This is a genomic window from Allobosea sp. TBD101 (assembly GCF_059817965.1).
This window is the reverse complement of the sequence record NZ_CM187543.1, coordinates 803,167-825,046: the sequence shown is the minus strand read 5'-3', so window position 1 is coordinate 825,046 and position 21,880 is coordinate 803,167. Positions and strand designations below refer to the sequence as shown.

General features: G+C 67.4%; 19 protein-coding genes. 12 read left to right on the top strand and 7 right to left on the bottom strand.

The genetic code is table 11. The features are described from left to right. Positions 1-35: 35 nt before the first annotated feature. The 4 genes from AC6RIC_RS03950 to AC6RIC_RS03935 all read right to left on the bottom strand — a co-directional run bounded on the left by AC6RIC_RS03950 (position 36) and on the right by AC6RIC_RS03935 (position 4,322). Positions 36-785: an SDR family NAD(P)-dependent oxidoreductase gene (locus AC6RIC_RS03950; protein ID WP_499735182.1), complete on the bottom strand. Its 750-nt coding sequence runs from the start codon at positions 783-785 to the stop codon at positions 36-38. A gap of 112 nt (positions 786-897) precedes the next feature. Further along, on the bottom strand, positions 898-2,598 hold the full coding sequence (locus AC6RIC_RS03945) for an SUMF1/EgtB/PvdO family nonheme iron enzyme (protein WP_499735181.1): 1,701 nt from the start codon (positions 2,596-2,598) through the stop codon (positions 898-900). A 21-nt stretch (positions 2,599-2,619) separates the two neighbouring features. Beyond that, the gene (locus AC6RIC_RS03940; protein ID WP_499735180.1) at positions 2,620-3,063 is read right to left on the bottom strand and encodes a DUF4399 domain-containing protein; all 444 of its coding nucleotides are present in this window, start codon (positions 3,061-3,063) and stop codon (positions 2,620-2,622) included. Further along, positions 3,063-4,322, bottom strand: a complete 1,260-nt coding sequence (locus AC6RIC_RS03935; RefSeq protein WP_499735179.1) for a DUF4399 domain-containing protein — start codon at positions 4,320-4,322, stop codon at positions 3,063-3,065. Before AC6RIC_RS03935 ends, AC6RIC_RS03940 begins: the two co-directional genes overlap by 1 nt. 169 nt (positions 4,323-4,491) lie before the next feature. On the opposite strand from AC6RIC_RS03935, the gene AC6RIC_RS03930 reads away from it, so the two are divergent. Both AC6RIC_RS03930 and AC6RIC_RS03925 read left to right on the top strand, forming a co-directional pair. Then, a complete protein-coding gene (locus AC6RIC_RS03930) occupies positions 4,492-5,949 on the top strand; it encodes a caspase family protein (RefSeq protein WP_499735178.1) in 1,458 nt (485 codons plus the stop codon). A gap of 49 nt (positions 5,950-5,998) precedes the next feature. Next, positions 5,999-7,180: an OmpA family protein gene (locus AC6RIC_RS03925; RefSeq protein WP_499735177.1), complete on the top strand. Its 1,182-nt coding sequence runs from the start codon at positions 5,999-6,001 to the stop codon at positions 7,178-7,180. On the opposite strand, the gene acnA is transcribed toward AC6RIC_RS03925, so the two are convergent. Then, positions 7,161-9,776, bottom strand: a complete 2,616-nt coding sequence (gene acnA, locus AC6RIC_RS03920; RefSeq protein WP_499735176.1) for an aconitate hydratase AcnA — start codon at positions 9,774-9,776, stop codon at positions 7,161-7,163. The two genes, AC6RIC_RS03925 and acnA, sit on opposite strands and share 20 nt — an antisense overlap. On the opposite strand from acnA, the gene AC6RIC_RS03915 reads away from it, so the two are divergent. After that, positions 9,763-10,017 (top strand): hypothetical protein, encoded by a 255-nt coding sequence (locus AC6RIC_RS03915; RefSeq protein WP_499735175.1) that lies wholly within the window; start codon positions 9,763-9,765, stop codon positions 10,015-10,017. The two genes, acnA and AC6RIC_RS03915, sit on opposite strands and share 14 nt — an antisense overlap. Here the strand turns inward: AC6RIC_RS03915 and AC6RIC_RS03910 are convergent. Beyond that, positions 10,005-10,919, bottom strand: a complete 915-nt coding sequence (locus AC6RIC_RS03910; protein WP_454654876.1) for a GntR family transcriptional regulator — start codon at positions 10,917-10,919, stop codon at positions 10,005-10,007. The genes AC6RIC_RS03915 and AC6RIC_RS03910 overlap by 13 nt on opposite strands. 204 nt (positions 10,920-11,123) lie before the next feature. Here AC6RIC_RS03910 and AC6RIC_RS03905 point away from each other — a divergent pair, with 204 nt between their 5' ends. From AC6RIC_RS03905 to AC6RIC_RS03885, 5 genes are all read left to right on the top strand, one after another. Continuing rightward, a complete protein-coding gene (locus tag AC6RIC_RS03905; RefSeq protein WP_499735174.1) occupies positions 11,124-11,906 on the top strand; it encodes a transporter substrate-binding domain-containing protein in 783 nt (260 codons plus the stop codon). Positions 11,907-12,036: 130 nt separating this feature from the next. Further along, positions 12,037-12,747, top strand: coding sequence for a GntR family transcriptional regulator (locus tag AC6RIC_RS03900; protein ID WP_499735173.1), 711 nt, complete (start codon positions 12,037-12,039; stop codon positions 12,745-12,747). 115 nt (positions 12,748-12,862) lie between these two features. After that, positions 12,863-13,822 carry a dihydrodipicolinate synthase family protein gene (locus AC6RIC_RS03895; protein WP_454654871.1) on the top strand — a complete coding sequence of 320 codons (960 nt, stop codon included), beginning with the start codon at positions 12,863-12,865 and terminating at the stop codon, positions 13,820-13,822. Between the two features lie 121 nt (positions 13,823-13,943). Continuing rightward, on the top strand, positions 13,944-15,185 hold the full coding sequence (locus AC6RIC_RS03890; RefSeq protein WP_499735172.1) for an NAD(P)/FAD-dependent oxidoreductase: 1,242 nt from the start codon (positions 13,944-13,946) through the stop codon (positions 15,183-15,185). A gap of 10 nt (positions 15,186-15,195) precedes the next feature. Further along, entirely contained in the window at positions 15,196-16,197 is a 1,002-nt protein-coding gene (locus AC6RIC_RS03885) for a 4-hydroxyproline epimerase (protein ID WP_499735171.1), read from the top strand. A gap of 49 nt (positions 16,198-16,246) precedes the next feature. Here the strand turns inward: AC6RIC_RS03885 and AC6RIC_RS03880 are convergent, their stop codons facing one another. Beyond that, positions 16,247-17,023, bottom strand: a complete 777-nt coding sequence (locus AC6RIC_RS03880) for a DeoR/GlpR family DNA-binding transcription regulator (protein ID WP_499735170.1) — start codon at positions 17,021-17,023, stop codon at positions 16,247-16,249. A 140-nt stretch (positions 17,024-17,163) separates the two neighbouring features. Here AC6RIC_RS03880 and AC6RIC_RS03875 point away from each other — a divergent pair, with 140 nt between their 5' ends. From AC6RIC_RS03875 to AC6RIC_RS03860, 4 genes are all read left to right on the top strand, one after another. After that, entirely contained in the window at positions 17,164-17,958 is a 795-nt protein-coding gene (locus tag AC6RIC_RS03875; RefSeq protein WP_499735169.1) for an inositol monophosphatase family protein, read from the top strand. A gap of 71 nt (positions 17,959-18,029) precedes the next feature. Continuing rightward, entirely contained in the window at positions 18,030-19,088 is a 1,059-nt protein-coding gene (locus AC6RIC_RS03870; protein ID WP_499735168.1) for an ABC transporter ATP-binding protein, read from the top strand. Then, on the top strand, positions 19,085-20,725 hold the full coding sequence (locus tag AC6RIC_RS03865) for an ABC transporter permease (protein WP_499735167.1): 1,641 nt from the start codon (positions 19,085-19,087) through the stop codon (positions 20,723-20,725). Before AC6RIC_RS03870 ends, AC6RIC_RS03865 begins: the two co-directional genes overlap by 4 nt. An 83-nt stretch (positions 20,726-20,808) precedes the next feature. Further along, positions 20,809-21,807, top strand: coding sequence for an extracellular solute-binding protein (locus AC6RIC_RS03860; RefSeq protein WP_454654863.1), 999 nt, complete (start codon positions 20,809-20,811; stop codon positions 21,805-21,807). Positions 21,808-21,880: the final 73 nt, after the last annotated feature.

Sequence of the window (21,880 nt, the reverse complement as noted above, 5' to 3'; positions counted from 1 at the left end):
CTGTTCCAGCCGAGGCCCGGCGGCTCCGATCAGGCTTACGGCCCGACGAGCTGCCCGCCATCGACGACGATGCTCTGGCCGGTGACCCAGCTCGCCTTGGCCGAGGCGAGGAAGAGCACGACCTTGGCGACCTCCTCAGGCCTCCCCATCCGCCCGAAAGCGATGGACGCCAGCGTCGCGTTGTAGAGCTCGGGATTGGAGGTCTTGCGGTTCTCCCAGGAGCCGCCGGGGAACTCGATCGAGCCCGGCGCGACGCAGTTCACCCGGATGCCCTTGCGCGCCAGCATCTTCGCCTGGCTGCCGGTATAGTGCATCACCGCCGCCTTGATCGCGCCGTAGGGCGCCGAGCGCGAGGACGCCCGCAACGCCGAGATCGACGAGATGTTGACGATCGACGACCCCGGCTGGAGATGCGGAATGGCCGCATGGCTGCCGCGCACCACGGCCATCATGTCGACGCTGAGCGAGGCGGCCCAGCCATCCTCGTCATCGGTCTGGCCAAAGCCGGAAGCGTTGTTGACGAGGATATCGAGCCCGCCCAGCGCCTTCACGGCCTCCGGCACATAGGTTGCGATCTGGTCGGCATCGGCAAGATCGACACTGGCCGCATGCGCCGTGACGCCGATTGCCTCGATCTCCTTGCGCGTCGCCTCAAGCGGCCCGGCGCCTCGTGCGCAGATCGAGACCGCCGCCCCGCCCGCGGCGAAGCCGAGCGCGATCGAGCGGCCGATGCCACGGCTGCCGCCCATCACAATCACGCGCTTGCCGGTGAATTCCTTGGCCATGCGGGCCTCCCCTTCCTGATTGATTCCCGGTCCTTATTGCCGGTGGGAAGGGCCGAGCTTCAAGGCGGGCGGCACGCATGCCGCCCCTGCGATTTCAGGCAGACCGGCAACGCTACCGGTCGCGTGCGACACGGAATCCGTTGGTATAGAAGCGCACGTCGGCCTCGTATTTGAAGCGCGCGGCCGAACGCAGATAGCGCGGATCGTTATTGAAGGAGCCGCCGCGCAGCACTCGCTCGCGGCAGCCGCCGACGGTATAGGCGCTGCCATCGCGAGGCGCGCTGCGATAATTCTCGCTCCAGCAATCGGCGACCCATTCGGCCGCATTGCCGGCCATGTCGTAGAGCCCGAAAGCATTGGCCGGGAACTGGCCGGCCGCGACAGCGCTGCCGCGTTTCTGGTCGTTGCAGCCGAGGCAGTTGGCGCGCTCCTTCACCAGGGTCTGGCCCCAGGGATAGGTCGTCACCGTGCCGGCGCGCGCCGCGTATTCCCACTCGCTCTCGGTCGGCAGGCGATAGGGCTTGCCGGTGCGCGCCGAGAGCCAGGCGAGATAGGCATTGGCATCGTTCCAGTGGATGTCGGTGACCGGCCGTTTGCCGCGGCCGAGGCCACGATCGTCCGGCCGGTAATTGCAGCCGCCCTGGTCGATGCAGAGATCCCATTCCTCGAAAGTCACCTCCCGCGCGCCGAGATAGAAGCCGCGGATCGTCACCGGATGTACCGGCTTCTCGAACTCGTAGAAATCGTTCGAGCCCATCTGGAAGCTGCCGGCGGGGATCGCGACCAGCTCGGGGCAGCCCGCGCAATCCCGCTGCGGCACACCGGCGGCCGGCTGGGACGCTGCCGGCGGCGTCGCGACCGCGACAGCAGTGGGGGCAGGCGCGGCCGGGCTGGCGCGGTACTCCTGCTCGCGCGTGCGGGCGAGCGAGGCGAAACGCCCATTCGGATAAGCGTCGAGATAGGCCCGGTACTCCGCGGCATTGCGGCTGTTGCGGATCGATTCCCAGAAGGCGAGATCATAGGCGGCGTCCTGAGTCACGCCCGGCGTCTGGGGTGGCGGAATGACGGCGCGGCTGCCCTGCGCCACGGCGACCGGCCGGACGACGGGTGTGACGACGAGCCCTTTCAATGGCTCCGCCGAGAGCCAGACCTGCTGGCTGCGCCGGCTCTCGCGCGCGACCGTGTCCCGCACCTGCTTCAGCGCCTGCTCCATTTCCAGCCCCGGCGTCCGGATCGCCTTCAGCCAGGCATCGACGGCGCGGTCGGGGCCATTTGGCAGAGCCTTGCCCGGCGCCGACGGGAACAGCACGGCGATGCCTTCCATCGGTTCGAGCGGGAGCAGCCCCCTCGCCTTGCCCTGCCAGGGATTGTCGCGCCCGGCATTGAGGAACAGCAAGGCGCCAGCCGGCCGAGCGACGATCAGCGGATCGATAATCTCGTCGAGATCGACAGCCCCCTCTGTGCCGTTCTGCGTCGACAGCAGGAAATTGCGGTTTCGCTGCTGGATGGCGTGGCCGCTAAAGAACACCACGACCTGCGCGCCGCGCCTGAGCTTGCTCGCGAAGCCGGCGATCGCCTGTCGCATCGCGTTGCGGTCGGCATTCTCAACGGCGACGACATCGAAGCCCCCGGCGCTCAGGGCTTCGGCGACAGCGCGCCCCTGCTGGGCGGCGCCACCGATCGGCGCCTCCGGGTAGGCCTCGTTGGCGATGACGAGGGCGACACGCGCAGCGTCCCCCGGCTGCTGGGCGAAGCCGGAAGCAGCCAGCATCGGCAGCAGGAGAGCGGCAAACAGGACGCGCAACCAGATCATCGACAGACACACCCCTCGCGACTAGCGGACATTGACCGTGATCTTCGGCGACATCACAGGCGGATTGTGCGGGATATGCATGTGGTCGCCGAGCAGCAATTGCAGCGTATGCCGGCCCTTGGGCAGCGTCACCACCACCTCGGTCTGACCGTTGCCGAGATGAATGTTGTTGTAGTCGGATGGAACCGGCTGGTCCGGCGGGCCGGGATCGGTATCGATCAGCAGGTGGTGATGCCCGGTCCGCGCATGGTTGATGCCGGCCGGCGCGACGCCCATGCCGCGCAGGCCGATGCGCACGGTGAAGCGCTCAGGCACGCTCAGGCCATCGATCGGATAGTGGAAATAGACCTGCGCTCCAGCTGGCGCCGGCTGGCGCGTCGGCGCCTGCGCCGCAGCCTCCGGGGCGGTGCCCTGCCAGGCCATCAGAGCGAAAAGACCGGCTGCTGCGATGCGGGCTTGCGACATCACCGGCGCCTCCTCGCATGCGGACCGCCCGGCGCCACGATCACCGTGATGCGCTCCGAAATCACCGGCGGATCATGTGGCACATGGTTCTCGTCGGCGAGCAGGAGTTGCAGCGTGTGTCGCCCATTCGGAAGCGTCAGCTTGTATTCGGTCTGGCCGCCGCCGAGATGGATATGGTTGAGATCGGCCGGGATCGGCTCGCCGAAAGAGGGCGGCTCGGTATCGACCAGCAGATGGTGATGCCCGGTATTCGGCTTGGCGACGCCAGCCGGCGCCACGCCCATGTTGCGCAGGCCGAAACGGATCGTCGAGGTCGGATAGATCCGGTCGCCGTCCCGAGGATAGACGAAATAGACGGCGGCATCGTTGGGCGACGCCGTGCGGGCCCTGCCCGCGCCGTGAGCGTGCGGCGACGGCGATGCGGCAACGGCGGTTTGACCATCGGCGACGACGCGGACCCGGATACGCGGCGAGACCACGGGCGGGTCGTGCGGCACATGTTCGTGATCGCCCAGCAGCAATTGCAGCGTGTGCTCGCCGGGCGGCAGCGAGAGCTCGACCTCGGTCTGCCCGCGCCCGAAATGCAGGTGGTTGAAGTCGCTGGGAATCTCGCGGTCGAGCGCCGGCAGCTCGGTATCGACGAGGAGATGGTGGTGGCCGCCATTCGCGCTGGTCGTCCCGGCCGGCGTCACGGTGATGCCCTCCGTGCCGAAGCGGATCTTGGCGCGGCTTGGGATGGTGGCGCCATCCTGCAGGTCGATGAAGAAGACGCGCGCGCCGGGCGCCGCGGCGGAACGCGGCTTCTCGGCGGCCGTCGCCGGAACCTCCACCGTGATCCGCTCCGACACGATCGGCGGATCATGCGGCACATGGTTGTGGTCGGCGAAGAGCAGTTGCAGCGTGTGCCTGCCTGGCGTCAGCGCGATCTCGGCCTCGGTCTGGCCGCCGCCGAAATGGATATGGTTGAAGTCGCTGGGGATCGGCTGGTCGAGCGGCGGCAATTCGGTATCGATCAGCAGGTGGTGATGCCCGGCATTGCGTGCCGCTTGGCCGGCGGGAAGGACCTCCATGCCGGAGATCGCGAAACGCACCGTGAGCTTGGCGGGGACCTGCGCCTTGTCGGCGAGCCCGACGAAGGAAAGACGGGCGGTTGCCGGGGCCGGGCTGCGCTGCCGGGCGCGCTCCTGTGCCGAGGCCTCGGCGAATGGGATCGCCACGGCAAGAACCGCCAGCAGAAACGCCTGCGTAAGGCGAAGCATCAGCATCTTCCTTCCGCGAGAAGATGAGGCGAAGGCTACCAGCGCCGACTGGCGCCTTCAAGCAGAACGCCATCCCGTTTCGGTGAGGATCATGCATTGTTCTGGAGGTGGCCGGGATCATGCATTAGCATGACGCAGAGGCTGCCGGCAGCCTTTAGGAACGTGAGCCATGACCCTCGTCGCGCGCCTCTGCGGCCTGTTCCTCGTGCTGCTGTCCGGCCTTGCCCTGGCCGAGACGCCGCCCGAGCGCCGCGTCGCGCTGGTCATCGGCAATTCCAGCTACCGCAACGCCCCGGTCCTGCCGAACACGGTGAACGACGCCCGCGACATGGTCGTCGCCCTGCGCAAGGTCGGCTTCGAGGTGGTCGATGGCATCGATCTCGACAAGCGCGGCATGGATGCGGCGCTGACACGCTTCGCCCGGATCGCGCAGGATGCGGACGCTGCGATGTTCTATTTCGCCGGCCACGGCTTCCAGTTCAACGGCGAGAACTATCTCGTTCCGGTCGAGGCGAAGATCGAGGACGAGGTCGGCGTCCAGTACGAGACGACCCGGCTCAACGACGTCGTCACCGCCCTGAACTACGCGAAGGGCGTCAAGATCATGGTGCTCGACGCCTGCCGCAACAACCCCTTCGTCGGCTTGCTTGCCAAGCGGCAGGCGACGCGCGGCTTCTCGGTCGGCTCCGGCCTTGCCCCTGTCCAGCGCGCACAGGGCATGGTCATCGCCTATGCCACGCAGGCGAATGACGTCGCCGCCGACGGCGCGGGCCGCAACAGCCCCTTCACCGCCGCTCTGGTGCGCGAGATCGACCAGCCCGGGTTGGAAGTCGCGACGCTGTTCCGCCGCGTGCAGAAGAGCGTCTACGACACGACCGCCGGCAGGCAGACGCCGGAACTCTCGCTGTCCCTGCTCGGCGATTTCTACCTCAACCGCGAGGAGACGGATGCCGATGTCTGGCGCCGTATCCGCGCCAGCGACGACGCCACGGCGCTGCAGGCCTTCATCCGGCGCTATCCCCAGAGCTTCTTCGTCATCGACGCCCGCACGCGGCTCGACCTGCTCGAACGCCGCTCCTCCGTCTCGAGCGAGCGCGACAGGCTCGTACGCGAATTCGCCGAACGCGAGCGCGCCCTGCTCCAGCGCCTCGAACGGGCGGAGCAAGGCCGGCGGCAGGCGGCCGACGAGCTCGCACGCACGGATATCGGCGGTGCGGTCGGCGTCCCTCCACCTGTGCCGGCTCCGGGCTCGGCCCCTGTCGCGGCTGCTCCCGCCCCGCCCGCGCCGCGCGCCCAGGACAAGGCGGAACGGGCGCGCCTCGCCGACGAGCTCGCCCGCCGGGAATCCGAACTCGCAGCGATCGAAACGGAAAAGCAGCGCCTCGCCGACGAGCGCCGGACGGTCGAGCAGGCGCTGGCGGCCCGGCTCGGCGCCCCGGGGGCTCTATCGCCCAATCGATCGACGCAGCCCATCGCACTGCCAGGCGCAGCCCCCCGTCCGGTGGAAGTGGCTCCCGGAGCAGCGTCGAGAGGGCGGACCTCCGGCGAATGTGCCGAACTCCTGATGCGGGCGCAGCTCGGCGAGCTGACGCCCGCGGGACGCGAGCAATTGCGGCAGTGCCGCTGATGCAGGGTGGTCGTGGCGGCAAGCCCGGCCGAAGCTGGAAAGGTGAGGCATGACGGACCTGACCCGTTTCAAGATCGCCATCATCGGCCTGGCCTTGCTGGCGGGCGCCATATCCGCCGGCGCCCAGACCGCGCCGCCCCCTCCGACGCCCACGCCCTTCGCCGAGGCGCTGCGCAAGGCGGCCGACGACCTGTTCAGCAAGGCGGCTGTTTCCGGGGACAAGATCAACCTCGTCATCGACCCGCTGATCGATGCCGCCTCGGGCGCGCAATCGACCGCGACGCGCTCGATGCAGGCGACCCTGATGGAGCTCGTCCGGACGAGCTACCCGCGCTTCACCGTCCTGCCCTTCGCCAGCGAGGCTTTGGCGAGCAAGCCGGTCGTGCTGGTCGGCACCTTCACCGCCGTGAACAACCAGGGCGTGGCGGACGGGCCGCGCGATGCCTACCGGATCTGCCTGACGCTGGCCGATCTCAAATCCAACAGCGTCGTTTCCAAAGGTGTCTCGCGCGCCCGCACGGAAGGCGTCGACACGACGCCTACGCCCTATTACCGGGACTCGCCGCTCTGGGCGAAGGACCAGGCGACGGAGTCCTACATCAAGGTTTGCCAGGGCACGAAGCTGGGGGACCCCATCGATCCCGGCTATGTCGAGAAACTGACCGCCAATGCGCTGATCAATGACGGCATCCTTGCCTATGAAACCCAGCATTTCCGCGAGGCGCTCGCCTTCTACCGGACAGCGCGCAAGCTGCCCGGCGGCGAGCAGCATCGTGTCAGGATCGGGACCTATCTCGCCGCCAGCAAGCTCGCACGGCGCGAGGATATGGTCGACGCTTTCGGCGACCTGATCGATTACGGCCTTGCCACCGACCGGCTGATGGTGAAGCTGCTGTTCAAGCCCGGCACCACGCAATTCATCGACGATCGCCAGATCACCGATCCCTACCCGATGTGGCTGAGCCAGATCGCGACACGCTCGCGCCAGAAGGGCGCCTGCCTCGAGGTCGTCGGCCATACCTCGCATACCGGACTGCCGCAGGTGAACGACCGGCTCTCCGCCCTGCGGGCACAGTTCGTCATGGACCTGCTGCTGACCGGCGCGCCCGACAATCGCGGCCGCCTGATCGCAACCGGCCGCGGTTTCAGGGAGAACCTCGTCGGGACCGGCAAGGACGATGCCAGCGACGCGCTCGACCGCCGCGTCGAATTCAAGGTGATCGGCTGCTGAGAAGCCCGCCGAGAACATGCGGGATCAGCCCACCCGATTTCAGCAGGGTGATCTCCAGCGAGGTCTCGATCGCAGCGCGCAGGGTGATGGCGACGTCTTCGCCGGAGGGGCGGATGATCGTCAGCGGAACCGCGCAGCGCGGCGTCAGGCGATCGGGTTCGAGGTCGATCGCGAACAGGTCGCCTGAGCCGATGTCGAGCGTATCGGGATGGACGCCCTCCGGCAGCAGGAGCGGCAGGATGCCCATCCCGATCAGGTTGGTGCGATGGATGCGCTCGATGCTCGCGGCGATCACGGCGCGGACGCCGAGCAGCGCCACGGCCTTGGCCGCCCAGTCGCGCGACGAGCCCGTACCGTACCGCTCACCCGCCACGAGCACGAGCGGCGTCTTCTCGCTGGCATAGCGTTCGGCCGCCTCGGCCAGGGATACGATTTCCCCTGAAGGCTCGTGCCGTGTGAATCCGGCCGGCACACCCGCTGGCAGCAGGCGGTTGACCGCCATCCGGTTGGTGAAGGCGCCCCGGATCATCACCTCGAAATTACCGCGCCGCGAGGCGAAGACGTTGAGATCGGCGGGATCGCCACCCTGGGCGATGATATGCCGGCCGGCCGCGCTGTCCGGGCGGATCTGGTTCGCCGGCGAGATATGGTCCGTGGTCACGTCATCGCCCAAGACGATCAGCGGCCGGGCATGCCCCGCCATCGATGACTGTCCCTGCGGTTGGACGAAGGGCGGCCTGCGCAGATAGGTCGAGACCTGATCCCACGGAAAGCGCGCGCCATCCGGTGCGTCGAGATCGACCCAGAGCGGGCGGGTCGCGGCCTCCTGATAGGCGGCGTCGAAATCGGTGACGTCCCAGCCGCTCGCCACGGCCGCGTCGATCTCGGCGCCCGTCGGCCAGATCTCTTCGAGCATCACGGGCTGTCCCACCTCATCGAATCCGATCGGTTCCCGCGTGATGTCGATATTGACCGTACCGGCAAGCGCGAAGGCGATGACCAGCGGCGGCGAGGCCAGGAAACCGTTCTCGAGATCGGGATGGACGCGGCCCGGAAAGTTGCGATTGCCGGAGAGGACCGCGACCGGGCGAAAACCGTCCCGGCCAAGCTCGGCCCTGACGCTGTCGAGCAGGGCCCCGGAATTGCCGATGCAAGTCGTGCAGCCATAGCCGACGATGCCGAAACCAAGCCCTTCGAGGTCATCGAGCAGGCCGGCTCGGCGCAGAAAGCGCTCGGCCGTCGGCGATCCCGGCGCCAGCGAGGTCTTGACGTAGTCCGGCGGCCGCAGGCCGCGGGCGCGGGCCTTGCGGGCGAGCACCCCGGCAGCAGCGAGCATGCTGGCATCGGATGTGTTCGTGCAGCTCGTGATTGCCGCGATCACGACCGCGCCATCCGGGATAACGCCGTCGCTCCCAGCCGCAAGCGGCGGTGTGAAGGCCGAGCGGGTCGTGCCGGCGGCAAGCCGATCCTGCGGGCGACGAGGCCCGGCGACACCGGGCTCAATGGCGTCGAGATCGACGGTGATCACGCGCGTAAAGCGCGGCTGCGCCTCGGGATCGAACCAGAGCCCGCTCGCCCTGGCATAGGCCTCGACCAGAGCGCAGTCCGCCGATGACCGGCCGATCCGCGCGAGATAGGCCAGCGCCTTGTCGTCGATCGGGAAATACCCGGTCGACGCCCCGTATTCCGGCGCCATGTTGGCGATCGCGGCGCGCTCGCCGACAGACAGCGCCTGCACGCCCGGCCCGAAGAATTCGACGAAATCGCCGCTGACGCCAATGGCGCGCAACGCGCGGGTCACTTCCAGGGCGAGATCGGTCGCCAATACGCCATCGCGCAACCGGCCCGTGAGCTTCACCCCGATCACATCGGGAATGCGCAGGACGACGGGGACGCCGAACAGCGCTCCTTCCGCCTCCAGCCCGCCGACGCCCCAGCCGAGCACGCCGAGTCCGTTGACCATCGGCGTATGGCTGTCGGTTCCCAGCAGGGCATCCGGGAAGGCTCGGCGCTCGCCCTGATGCATCTCGCTGATGACCACCCGCGACAGCCTCTCCAGGTTGATCGTGTGCATGATGCCCGATCCCGGCGGATGCACCCGCATGCCCGGCATCGCCGCGGCCGCCCATTTCATCAGGCGGTAGCGCTCGGCATTGCGCGCGAATTCCTTCTCCAGATTGCGCTGGAAGGCATCCGGTCGGCCGAAGACATCGACGCCGGAGGAATGGTCCGTCGAGACGTCGACGGGAATGCGTGGCATCAGCAGGCCGGGGTCGCGGCCGTTCTCGGCCAGCACGTCGCGCATCGCCGCGATATCGACCAGCGCCGGGCCGCAGGTCGTGTCATGCATCATGATCCGGTTCGGCAGGAACGGGATCTCGACGAGGCTCGCCCCCTCGCGCAGCCACTCGCGAAACGCCTGCGGCAGATATCCCGTCTCCTCCGCGTGCGCCGAGCGCATCGCATTCTCGAACAGGATCCGCAGCACATGCGGCAGGCGCCGGAAGTCCTGCCCCAGAAGCGACGCGACATCGAGGCGGAGAAAGCTCTCGCCCGCCGCTGTGAAGGATGTCCATTCGGCCTTGTCGTTCAACATCGCGGTCTCATCCGGGCCTGAAGCCCGTTCTGTTCGGAATGCCGGCCCGACCATCGCTTTCGGTCAGCCAAAGCGGGCGCCGTGGCTTTCCGACCGCGGCATCGAGCTTGTCGCTGCCGCCCAAAACCTAGAGGCCAAGATTGGTTTTATCAATCTGCAAAACCACAAAAGCCCGGATATGGATCGCCTCGCCGAAGAGCGGCGCTGCCGCAAGGCTTGCCGACGCAGTCAGATGGCGTGACCGGTGCCGTCGGTTCGCGGGTGCACGACCGGCGATTTCGAGGCGAGCGCCCCGCTGAGATGCCGGCGCATCAGATGCGCCGCCTCCAGATTGTCGCCCTTGGCGAGGAGGTCGAGAATCTCCAGATGCTCGCGGCTCTGCACCGCAATGCGCTGCGGGTTCAGCTTGAGCCGGTACTCCGCCAGCCGCCGCAGCTGATTGGCGCGCTCCAGCGCATGAAGGAACATCGGATTGCCGGACATCTTGATGATGCCCTCATGGAATTCCACACCGGCTGCCGCCATCGCTGCCGGCGCCAGCCCGTCGAGTTCGCCCGAGGCCAGTCGCTCCTGTGTCCGGCGCAGCGACGCAGCGACCGCCCGGTCCAACCGGAAGCCAGGCTCGAGCAGCGCCGCCGGCTCGATGACCGCGCGGAAACGGTAGATGTCCTCGAAAGCCTCGGCCGTCTTGGCGACCTGACGCAATTTCCAGCCATAGCCCGGCTTCGGCTCTGCCCAGCCCTCGCGAGATGCGCGGGACAGGAGGTCCTGAGCCTGCGAACGCGTCAGGTTGTAGCGATCCCGGATCGCCTGCTCGGTCTGGTCGGCGCCGATCCGGTCCTCGAGCCAATCCTCCGCCAGTTCGTAATAGGGGTCGCTCTCGCGCTGGCCCACAGGCTCCAGCCCGGCCTCTCCCGCTTTTCGTCCCGCGCTCGGCAATACGAAGAAGCCGCGATTCCGGCGGTTCTCGATGACGCCTTGGCCCAAGAGAATGGCCAGCGCCTCACGGACCGGCGAGCGCGAAACCTCGAAGCGTTTGGCCAAAGCTTCCGTCGCCAGATGCGAGCCCGCGCCGAATTCTCCCATGCCGATGCGCGTGATGATGTCATTGGCGATGCGCAGAGCGAGAGGGCTGTGGGGCATGTCTGACGCCGTTCAATCGCGCGAGTGGTCGCAAGCAGGGCCATGATAGCGGATCAACAGGGCACCTTGACCGATCATTGGTCTTACACCATGCAATAGCCAATACCGAAATTGCTGGCGCCGGAGCAGAGCCGATATGGAAATCCTCGCCCTCCCCTGCAACGGTATCGGCCCCGAGCTGGTCGCCAAGACTCCGCGGACGGCATGACGATGGGCGAGGACGCACGACGGATCCGCGCGATCATCGGGGAGCCGCCGCAGGCGGTTCGCCAGGCGCTCTCACGCCATGGCGTGCTGCGGGCCGGCATCAACCTGTCGAACTTCCTGCTGGTCTCCAGCCGCACGGCCGATGGCGGCCCGGCCGGCGTCTCGCCCGACATGGCGGCGATCCTGGCTCAATGTCTCGACCTGCCGCTCCGATACGTCCCCTATGATTCGCCCGGCCCGCTCTCGGATGCGGCCGAGCGCGACGAATGGGATGTCGCCTTGGTCGGCGCGGAGCCGCAGCGCGCCGCCGTGATCGCCTTCACGCCCGCCTATACCGAGATCGAGGCGACCTATCTGGTGCCTGCGGGCTCGGACCTGCAATCCGTGGCGGAGGTCGACCGGAAGGGCCGGCGCATCGCGGTTGCCGCCCGCACCGCCTATGGCCTCTGGCTCGAACGCAACATCCAGGCGGCCGAACTTGTCGCCGGAGAGGGCTTCGACGGAGCCTATCGGCAGTTCGTCGACGGGAAACTGGATGCGCTTGCCGGCCTGCGGCCCAAATTGATCGAAGATGAGAGGACGCTGCCGGGCTCGCGCATGCTTCCCGGCCGCTTCATGGCGGTCCAGCAGGCGCTGGGCACGCCCAAGGCGTCCGGTATCGCTCTCGCATATCTCACGAGCTTCGTCGCGGCCGCCATCGGCAGCGGCATCGTCACGCAATTGATCGCCAGGCATGGCGTCACCGGCCTCTCCGTCGCCGGGGTGGATTCCGGCCGCTGATCCGGTCGAGCGTGGGCCTGGACACCGGCACGGGTGGGAACGGGCATAAGACCATCGTCGCCGTCGTCCGGTAATCGATTGATCAAGCGCTGCGCCGCCCGTACTCCTCTTGTCGACAAGAGGATTCCCCATGAAAGCCACCAAGACCAAGGCAGCGCCTGCCCCGGAACGCAAGCGCGGCTCGGGCGTGAAGTTCGTCTACGACCTGCTGCGCGACGAAATCCTCGATCTCGTCCTGCCGCCCGGCAGCCCGATCGACGAGGTGCAGCTCGCCGAGCGCTTCAGCATGTCGCGCACGCCGATCCGCGAGGCACTGGTGCGGCTGGCTGGCGAAGGGTTGATCGATACGCTGCCGAACCGCTCGACCATGGTGGCTAATCTCGACTTCCTCAACATGTCGCCGTTCTTCGATGCGTTGACCCTGATGTACCGGGTGACGACCCAGCTCGCCGCCCAGAACCGCCGGTCGGAAGACCTCGTGGCGATCCGCGCCCGGCAGGCGGAATTCGCCGCCGCCGTGAAGGCGCAGGATGCGCTGGCGATGATCGCGACCAACGCCGCCTTCCATGCCGCGATCGCGGATGCCGGGCGCAACCCCTATTTCAACAACCTGTTCAGTCGTCTTCTCGACGAGGGCCGGCGTTTCCTGCGGCTCTACTACCAGTCCTATGACGACCGGTTGCCGCAGCAATTCGTCGACGAGCACGAAGCGATGATCGCCGCGATCGTGGCGCGCGACACCGCTTTGGCCGAGCGCCTCGGAAAGGCGCATGCCGAACAGATCGTCCTGCAGATTCAAAAACTTATGATCGGAGAGGAGAGGCTGGACATCTCCCTCTGAGCGCCACTGTCGAATTCTTGTCGACAAATAATATGCAAAGCTCTATACAGGGCTCGGGAGGGGCGCACCGCCAGGGCGGCGTCTCCGCAAGAACGACAGCCAGAAGGAGAGCGAGATGAAGGCCAAGATTTTCTCCGGCGTGATCCCCGCGCTGATGACCCCTTGCAAGCCGGACCGCACGCCCGATTTCGACGGGCTGGTGCGCAAAGCCAAGGAGCTGATCGCCACCGGCATGTCCGCCGTGGTCTATTGCGGCTCGATGGGTGACTGGCCGCTCCTCACCGATGCCCAGCGCATGGAAGGCGTCGAGCGCCTGGTGAAGGCCGGCATCCCGGTCATCGTCGGCACCGGCGCGGTCAATACGGCGTCTGCCGTCGCTCATGCCGCCCATGCCCAGAAGGTCGGCGCGAAGGGCCTGATGGTGATCCCGCGCGTCCTCTCCCGCGGCTCGGTCATCGCCGCCCAGAAGGCCCATTTCAAGGCGATCCTGACCGCCGCGCCGGACCTGCCGGCCGTGATCTACAACAGCCCCTATTACGGCTTCGCCACCCGCGCCGACCTGTTCTTCGCGTTGCGCTCCGAACACCCGAACCTCATCGGCTTCAAGGAATTCGGCGGCGCCGACGACATGCGCTATGCGGCCGAGAACATCACCAGCCGTGATGACGACGTCTCGCTGATGATCGGCATCGACACCACCGTCGTCCATGGCTACGTCAATTGTGGCGCGACCGGCGCGATCACCGGCATCGGCAATGTCCTGCCAAAGGAAGTGCTGCATCTCTGCCAGCTCTCGGTGGCTGCTGCCGCCGGCGATGCCACGGCGCGCCGCCAGGCGCAGGAGCTGGAGCAGGCGCTGGCCGTGCTCTCCTCCTTCGATGCCGGCCCGGACCTCGTCCTGTTCTTCAAGCACATGATGGTCCTGAAGGGCGACGCGGAATACGCGCTGCACTTCAACGAGACCGATGCGCTCAGCGACAGCCAGCGCGGCTATGCCGAGGCCCAGCTCAAGCTGTTCGACGCCTGGTATGCCGATTGGTCGAAGGCGAACGTCGCCCGCAAGCAGGCGGCCTGATCATGCGCCCCGCGCGGCGGAAGCCCTTCCGTCGCGCGGGAGCAAGCTCCATGCTGGTTGTCCCGGCCGATTATCGGCCCGGACCAAAATCGCAGCACGCATTCGCGAAACATACCCGCTGATGGCCAGTCCCGATGTCATCGTCATAGGCGCCGGCATGGTCGGCCTCTCCGCCGCGATCGCGGCGCAGGGGCGCGGCCTGTCGATCGTGGTGCTGGACAAAACCGGGCCGGCGGCAGGTGCTTCCGCTGGCAATGCCGGCGCCTTCGCCTTCACCGACATCCTGCCGCTGGCCTCGCCCGGCATCCTGCGCAAGGCGCCGAAATGGCTGCTCGACCCGCTCGGGCCGCTCTCGGTGCCGCCGGCCTATGCGCTCAGGATCACGCCCTGGATGTTCCGCTTCTGGCGCGCCTGCTCGCCCGCCCGCGTCGCGCATTCGACTACGGCGCAAACCGCCCTGATGGACCTGTCCAAGGCGGAGCTGGAACCCTTCCTGCAGGAGACCGGCACCTTCGCCATGTTGCGCAAGGACGGCAATCTCCAGGTCTATGAAGGCAAGGCCGAGCTTGAGGCGTCCCTGCCCGGCTGGCAGGCCCGCGCGGAACACGGCATCGAATTCCGCCATCTCGACGCTGCCGGCATGGCCGAGATCCAGCCCGGCCTCGCGCCGCGCTTCACCCATGGCACCTTCACGCCCGGCTGGTATTCGATCGCAGACCCGCAGGGCTATACGATCGCGCTGGCCGAGCATTTCCGCGCCCGCGGCGGAACGATCGAGCGGCTGGAGGTCGAGAGCCTCGCGCCATCCGACGGCGGCGTCACGATCCAGGCCCGCGGCGGCCAGACGCGGCAGGCGAAGCAGGTCGTGCTCGCGGCCGGCGCCTTCTCCCATCGCATCGCCAAGAGCCTCGGCGAGCGCATTCCGCTCGAAACCGAGCGCGGCTACAACACCACCCTTCCGCCCGATGCCTTCGACCTGCGCACGCAGGTCACCTTCGGCGGTCACGGCTTCGTCGTCAGCCGGCTCTCGACCGGCATCCGCGTCGGCGGCGCCGTCGAGCTCGGCGGGCTCGACCTGCCCCCGAATTTCCGCCGCTCGGAAGCGATGCTGGCCAAGGCCCGCGCCTTCCTGCCCGGCCTCAAGCCCGATGACGGCGTGCAATGGATGGGTTTTCGACCCTCGCTGCCCGACAGCCTGCCGGCGATCGGCCGGGCGCGTGCGACGCCGCGCGTGGTCTATGCCTTCGGGCATGGCCATCTCGGCCTGACGCAATCGGCCGGCACCGCCCGGCTCGTCGCCGATCTCTTGACCGATCGCCCCCCAGTCATCGACATCGCTTCCTTCTCACCGCAGCGCTTCTGAGAGTCGGACCATGGCCAGCCACACCTTCTCCTGCATCGACGGCCACACCTGCGGCAATCCCGTGCGACTCGTCTCCGGCGGCGGCCCGCGCCTCGAAGGTGCGAACATGCTGGAGAAGCGCGCTCATTTCCTGCGCGAGTTCGACTGGATCCGCACCGGCCTGATGTTCGAGCCGCGCGGCCACGACATGATGTCGGGCTCGATCCTCTATCCGCCGACCCGTCCCGATTGCGACGTCGCCGTGCTCTTCATCGAGACGTCCGGCTGCCTGCCGATGTGCGGCCACGGCACCATCGGCACCATCACCATGGCCATCGAGAACGGGCTGATCACCCCGCGCGAGCCGGGCAAGCTCTCGATCGAGGCGCCCGCCGGCAAGGTGGATATCAGCTATCGTCAGGAGGGCCGCTTCGTCGAGGAGGTCCGTCTGACCAACGTGCCGGGCTTCCTCTATGCGGAGGGCCTGACGGCCGAGGTCGATGGCCTCGGCGAGATCGCGGTCGATGTCGCCTATGGCGGCAATTTCTACGCCATCGTCGAGCCGCAGAAGAATTTCCGGGACATGGCCGACCATACCGCCGGCGAGCTGATCGGCTGGTCGCCGAAGCTGCGCGCCGCGCTGAACAAGAAATACGAATTCGTCCACCCCGAGCATCCGCAGATCACGGGCCTCAGCCATATCCAGTGGACCGGCAAGGCGACGAAGCCGGAAGCCCATGCCCGCAACGCCGTGTTCTATGGCGACAAGGCGATCGACCGCTCGCCCTGCGGCACCGGCACCTCGGCCCGCATGGCCCAGCTCGCCGCCAAGGGCAAGCTCGCTGTGGGTGACGAGTTCGTGCATGAATCGATCATCGGCTCGCTGTTCAAGGGCCGCGTCGAGGCCGCGACGACTGTGGCCAACCGTCCGGCAATCATCCCTTCCATCGCCGGCTGGGCCCGGATGACCGGCTACAACACCATCTTCATCGACGACCGCGACCCCTTCGCCCACGGCTTCGTCGTGACGTAAGGGGCCTCGGCGGCTCGCTTCCCTTCAAAGAGCGCTTCCGTTCGATGCCTTAGGCATCGGCGACGATGACGCGTCCGACGACGTTCGAAAGCGCGGCCAGAGCCGGCAGCCGCCTCGCCTTCCGATCGGTCACAATCGCGGAAACCCGATCGAGCTCGCAGAAGCGGACGCGGCTTGTGACGCCGATCTTGGAGTGGTCGGCGATCAGGACGACGCTGGCCGAATTGGCGACCATCGCCCGGGCGATCTCGGCGGTGTGCTCGAAGAAATTGGTCGCCGCGCCGTCCACGTCGACGCCGAAGGGCGACAGCAGCGCCACATCGGCCTTGAAGCGATAGATATCGTTGATCGTCGATGCACCGCCGGTCTCCGGCGGCTCATGCACGATGGCACCGCCGAGCAGAAAGACGCGGCTGCCCATCCTCTGCTGGGTCGAGGCCATGCTCGTTGCGACCTGCAGCGAGTTCGTGAGGATGTTGAGTTCGGGAACGCTCTTCAGCTCCTCCGCCAGTGCCGCCGTCGTGGTTCCCCCGTCGAGGAACAGCGTTTGGCCGCTTTTGATCAGGGCCAGCGCAGCCAGCGCGATGGCGCGCTTTTCCTGCAGCCGGACCGCGGAACGGGCCCCGTAGGATGCGTCCTGCTCCGCGGGAAGGCTGACCGCACCACCATGGACGCGCCGCAACCGGCCGTCCCGTTCCATGGCAACGAGATCGCGGCGGATCGACTCGTTGGAGACATCGAATTCCTGGGCGAGCCGCTCGACCGAAACGCTACCGAACGTCTCGAGAAGCGTGCCGATGCGCTGCTTTCGATCGCCTTGCCACATGTGCAATCGCCTCCTCCGAAGCGTTCATGGCACCGCTCAGGGCGGCACACAACCGAAGCTCGCGCGAATTACACATAAATACACATTGCCACAGATATCCACAAATGCTAAGCCGCCTCCAGAGTAGACGGGGATGGCGAATGCACGCCGGGAACGATCAGAGCGAGTGGCTGGCTTTCGCCCTCCAGCTAGCGACGGAGAGTGGCAGGATCCTGCGCGAGGCAGCGACCGTGCGCCCCGATGTCGAGGTCAAGCCCGACAAAAGCTTCGTCACCGCGCTCGACGCCCGCATCGAGAGGCGCATGCGCGAGATGCTGGCCGACCGCTTCCCGAGCCACGGCATCATCGGCGAGGAGGAAGCCCCCTCCGATGGCGATGCCGACCTCGTCTGGGTGCTCGATCCGATCGACGGCACTGCCGCCTTCATCGCCGGCCTGCCGGTCTACGGCTCGCTGATCGCCCTGATGCGGGAAGGCGAGCCGATCCTGGGGATCATCGACCATCCGATCACCGGCGACCGCTGGATCGGCGTCAAGGGCAGCCCCACCACGCATAACGGCCGCCCTTGCCGCACCCGTACCTGCGGCGCGCTTGGTGAGGCCATCCTCTCCGCCAGCAATCCCGACTTCTTCGACGCGGAAGAGATCCCCGCCCTCGACGCCATGCGTGCCGCCACCGCCTGGCGCATCTGGGGCGGCGCCTGCATGAGCTTCGGCCTGCTCGCGAGCGGGCGCACCGACGCCGCCTTCGACACGCGCCTGAAGCTCTGGGATTTCGCCCCCTTCCGCCCGATCATCGAGGGCGCCGGCGGCGCCATCACCGACTGGGAAGGGCGGCCGATCGACCACCAGACGGGCAAGCGCATCATGGCGGCCGGCGATCCCGCCCGCCACCGCGAGATGCTCCGGCTGGTCGAAGCCGCGATGAAGCGCTAAGCCGACTACGGAATATTCGCTCCGAGACGGCGTCGATCCGCCGGAGCTTCCAGTTTTGAGGGGACGACGAGATGGGCATTGCGATCGAGGATCTGGCCGTCGCCTATGGCGGGCAGCGCGTCATCGACGGGCTGGCGCTGACGATCGAGCCGGGCACGTTCTTCACGTTGCTCGGCCCGTCCGGCTGCGGCAAGACCACGCTTCTGCGCACCATCGCCGGCTTCGTGCCGGCCGAGCGCGGCCATATGCGCTTCGGCGGCACCGAGGTGACGCATCTGCCGCCGCACAAGCGCGATATCGGCATGTGCTTCCAGGACTACGCGCTCTTCCCCGACAAGACCGTCTTCGACAACGTCGCCTATGGCCTGCGCGCCCGCAAACAGGCGGAAAGCGCGATCAAGCTCAAGGTTCAGGCGGCGCTGGAGCGTGTCGGCCTCGGCCATCTGGGCGCCCGCCATCCGGCCGCGCTCTCCGGCGGCCAGCGCCAGCGCGTGGCGTTGGCACGCGCCCTCGTCATCCAGCCGAAGGTGCTGCTGATGGATGAGCCGCTCTCCAATCTCGACGCCAAGCTGCGCCTCCAGGTGCGCGAAACCATCGTCGAGCTCCAGCGCGAGGCGAAGATCACCACGGTCTTCGTCACCCATGATCGGGAGGAAGCGCTCGCCATGTCCGACCGGATCGGCGTGATGAACCAGGGCCGGCTCGAGCAGGTCGGCACGCCCGCCCAGATCTATCGCGAGCCGCGCACCGGCTATGTCGCGGACTTCGTCGGCGGCGCCAACATCATCGCGGTCGAGACCGCGGCGCGCCAGGCCGGCGAGGCCGCGACCATCGCGCTCGACGGCGCCACCATCACGGCCCGCGCGCCGGCCGCCCTCACAGCCGGCAAGGCGACGCTGGTCGCGCGACCCGAGGACATCCTGCTGGCCGAGCCTGGCACGGCCGGCACCCTGCCGGGCAGGATCGCGCATCGTCAGTATCTCGGCGGCAAGACCAGCTACAAGGTCGCGCTCGACAGCGGCCGCGTGCTCGCGGTCGACCTGCAGAACGGCGCGCATGACCGTTTCGAGCCCGGCGCCAGCGTCGGCCTCGGCTTCGATCCCGCCCGCACGCTGGTGCTGGCGTCATGACTCGCCAGTTCAGCTCGATCTGGTTCTGGTTCTCCGTGCTGGCGCTGGCGATCCTGGCCGTCTTCCTGCTCTATCCCCTGCTCAACGTGCTGACCGGCTCCATCGGCAGCGGCGGCCGCAATGGCTGGGTGACCTTGGCCGGCGACCCCAAATATTTCGCCGCCATCCTCAACACCATCGTGCTCGGCATCGCCGTGACGCTGACCACGACGCTGATCGGCGTGCCGCTCGCCTATTTCACGGCGCGCTTCGACTTTCCCGGCAAGGGCATCGTCGCGGTTCTGCCGCTGATCACGCTGGTCATTCCCGAGGTCATCGCCGCCCAGACCTGGCTGATGATGCTCGGCAATAACGGCTTCATCACCCGCTGGCTCGGCGGCCACGGCATCGACATGCCGAGCTTCTACGGCTGGCCCGGCCTGATCACGGTGATGACCTTCACCTACTACACCTACATCTATATCGGCACGCTCGCTGCCATCCGCGGCTTCGACGTCCAGCTCGAGGAGGCCGCGCAAAGCCTCGGCACCTCGCCGGCCCGCTCGCGCCTCAACGTCATGCTGCCGGTGGTGCTGCCCTCCGTGCTGGCGAGCGCGCTCCTGGTCTTCACGCTGGTCGTGGGCAATTTCGCCACCGCCACCATTCTCGGCAGCCGCGTGCCGCTGCTCTCGGTCCTGACCTATCAGGCCGCCGTCGCCGAGGGGGGCTCCGACCCGGTGATGCAGTCGACGCTCGCCACCGTCTCGATCGCGCTGGTCATGATCGTGCTCTTCGTCCAGCGCTGGATCGTCTCGCGCGGCCGCCACGAGGTCACGCAAGGCCGCGGCGCCCGCGCCGAGAAGCTGCGCGGCCTGCCCGGCCTCTTCATCGGGCTTGCCGCCGGGCTCCTGGTCATCGTCTCGCTCTTGCCGCTGGGCTCGATCGTGATCGGTGCCTTTACCGTGTCGCGCGGCCCGGTCATGCGCTGGGGCGAGTGGACCACGGCCCATGTCGAGCGGCTCGTGAAGATCGCGCCCGATCCGGTGATCAACACCCTGCTCTACTCGGCGGCGGCGACCGTGATCGGCATCACCTTCTCGGCAATCGTCAGCTATCTCATCGTCAAGAAGCGCAACATCCTGACGCCCGCGCTCGACTATCTAACGGCGTTGCCGCTGGCTCTGTCGGGCACGATCATCGGCATCGGCCTGATCATGTCCTTCAACACCGGCTTCTTGCCGCTGACCGGCACGGCCAGCATCATCGTGCTCGCCTATGTCGTGCGCCGCCTGCCCTTCGGCATCCGCAACTCCTCCTCGACGCTCTACAACATCCCGAACTCGATCGAGGAGGCCTCGATCAGCCTCGGCGTGCCGCCGGTCTCGACCTTCTTCAAGGTCGTGCTGCCATTGATGCTGCCGGCCGTCGCCGCCGCCGCCGTGCTGACCTGGACGACCACCGTCGCCGAGCTCTCGGCCTCGATCATCGTCTATTCCGGCGGGCGCGAGACCATGCCGATCCAGATCTACAAGCTGATCGACTCCAACCTGATGGCACAGGCCTCGGCCTATGGCCTCGTGCTGGTCGCGGTGATCCTGATCCCGATCATCGTCGCGACCCGCGTCTTCAAGATCGACCTGTTCTCGTCGAAGAGCTGAACCACCCGAACCAGACGACAAGGCCGGGCCGGCGCCGCCTGCCGCCCGCGCTCAGAGGGGAAGGCGGAATGAAAGGAACGACCATGACCCACCTGATCGACCGCCGCACCGTGCTCGCCGGCCTTGCCGGCATGGCCGCCGCGCCCGCGCTGGCCCAGACCGCCTCGGGCACCGTGGTGCTCTACACCTCCAACAATGCGCAGTCCGTCGACGCCGTTCTCGGCGTCGCCAAGGAGAAGCAGCCCAACCTCAAGATCAGCACGATCACCGGCGGCTCGGGCCAGCTGCTGCGCCGCATCGAGGCCGAGGCTGCCAAGCCCCAGGCCGACCTCTTCTGGAGCTCCAGCGCCAACACGCTCGGCGCCTTCAAGCAGCTCTTCGAGCCCTATGCCTCCCCGGCCGCATCGGCCATTCCGGCAGCCCTGCGCCACCCCGAAAACCTCTGGACCGCCTCGAACGTCCACCTCGTCGTGGCGATGATCAACAAGAACCAGCTTGGCGGAAAGCCGGCGCCGAAGACCTGGAAGGACCTGATCGACCCCGCCTTCAAGGGCAAGATCATCATCGCCGATCCCGCCAACAGCTCGACCGCCTTCACCATCCTCTGGGGCGTCGACAAGCTGATGGGGCCGGAGGGCCTGAAGGCCCTCGCCGCGAACCTGACCGTCTCCAGCGCCGCCTCGACCGTGCTGCGCGCCGTCGGCCAGGGCGAGTTCGCCATGGGCCTGACCTTCGAGTCGAACGCCTATGCCTATGTCGCCGGCGGCCAGCGCGAGATCTCGCTGCTTTATCCGGCCGAGGGCACCTTCTCGACGCCGGAATTCCAGGTTCTGGTCAAGGGCGCCCCGGCCGGCGCCACCGCCAAGGCGGCCTATGACCTGATGCTGTCGAAGGAAGCCCAGATCGCCCTGCTGGAGAACGCCTTCCGCCGGCCGAGCCGCAGCGATATCGATGTCTCCAAGCATGTCGAACTGCCGGCCATCGACAGCGTCAAGGTCTTCGCCATCGACGAGGAGGAAGCCGCCGCCAAGCGCGACGAGTTCCTCAAGCGCTGGCAGTCCTACGGCACCTCGACGAAGTAAGCGCGACGGTACCCAAGCAGTCATCAGGCGCCTCCGGGCGCCTGATTTCGTTTGAGGAAACGGCCCGGTCGAA

Coding starts and splice junctions, on each gene's coding strand:
- AC6RIC_RS03900 (WP_499735173.1), top strand. CDS start 12,037: ATGAAAGCCACCAAGACCAAGGCAGCGCCTGCCCCGGAACGCAAGCGC.
- AC6RIC_RS03885 (WP_499735171.1), top strand. CDS start 15,196: ATGGCCAGCCACACCTTCTCCTGCATCGACGGCCACACCTGCGGCAAT.
- AC6RIC_RS03860 (WP_454654863.1), top strand. CDS start 20,809: ATGACCCACCTGATCGACCGCCGCACCGTGCTCGCCGGCCTTGCCGGC.
- AC6RIC_RS03875 (WP_499735169.1), top strand. CDS start 17,164: ATGCACGCCGGGAACGATCAGAGCGAGTGGCTGGCTTTCGCCCTCCAG.
- AC6RIC_RS03940 (WP_499735180.1), bottom strand. CDS start 3,063: ATGTCGCAAGCCCGCATCGCAGCAGCCGGTCTTTTCGCTCTGATGGCC.
- AC6RIC_RS03910 (WP_454654876.1), bottom strand. CDS start 10,919: ATGCCCCACAGCCCTCTCGCTCTGCGCATCGCCAATGACATCATCACG.
- AC6RIC_RS03935 (WP_499735179.1), bottom strand. CDS start 4,322: ATGCTTCGCCTTACGCAGGCGTTTCTGCTGGCGGTTCTTGCCGTGGCG.
- AC6RIC_RS03925 (WP_499735177.1), top strand. CDS start 5,999: ATGACGGACCTGACCCGTTTCAAGATCGCCATCATCGGCCTGGCCTTG.
- AC6RIC_RS03945 (WP_499735181.1), bottom strand. CDS start 2,598: ATGATCTGGTTGCGCGTCCTGTTTGCCGCTCTCCTGCTGCCGATGCTG.
- AC6RIC_RS03895 (WP_454654871.1), top strand. CDS start 12,863: ATGAAGGCCAAGATTTTCTCCGGCGTGATCCCCGCGCTGATGACCCCT.
- AC6RIC_RS03930 (WP_499735178.1), top strand. CDS start 4,492: ATGACCCTCGTCGCGCGCCTCTGCGGCCTGTTCCTCGTGCTGCTGTCC.
- AC6RIC_RS03905 (WP_499735174.1), top strand. CDS start 11,124: ATGACGATGGGCGAGGACGCACGACGGATCCGCGCGATCATCGGGGAG.
- AC6RIC_RS03870 (WP_499735168.1), top strand. CDS start 18,030: ATGGGCATTGCGATCGAGGATCTGGCCGTCGCCTATGGCGGGCAGCGC.
- AC6RIC_RS03950 (WP_499735182.1), bottom strand. CDS start 785: ATGGCCAAGGAATTCACCGGCAAGCGCGTGATTGTGATGGGCGGCAGC.
- AC6RIC_RS03880 (WP_499735170.1), bottom strand. CDS start 17,023: ATGTGGCAAGGCGATCGAAAGCAGCGCATCGGCACGCTTCTCGAGACG.
- AC6RIC_RS03890 (WP_499735172.1), top strand. CDS start 13,944: ATGGCCAGTCCCGATGTCATCGTCATAGGCGCCGGCATGGTCGGCCTC.
- AC6RIC_RS03865 (WP_499735167.1), top strand. CDS start 19,085: ATGACTCGCCAGTTCAGCTCGATCTGGTTCTGGTTCTCCGTGCTGGCG.
- acnA (WP_499735176.1), bottom strand. CDS start 9,776: ATGTTGAACGACAAGGCCGAATGGACATCCTTCACAGCGGCGGGCGAG.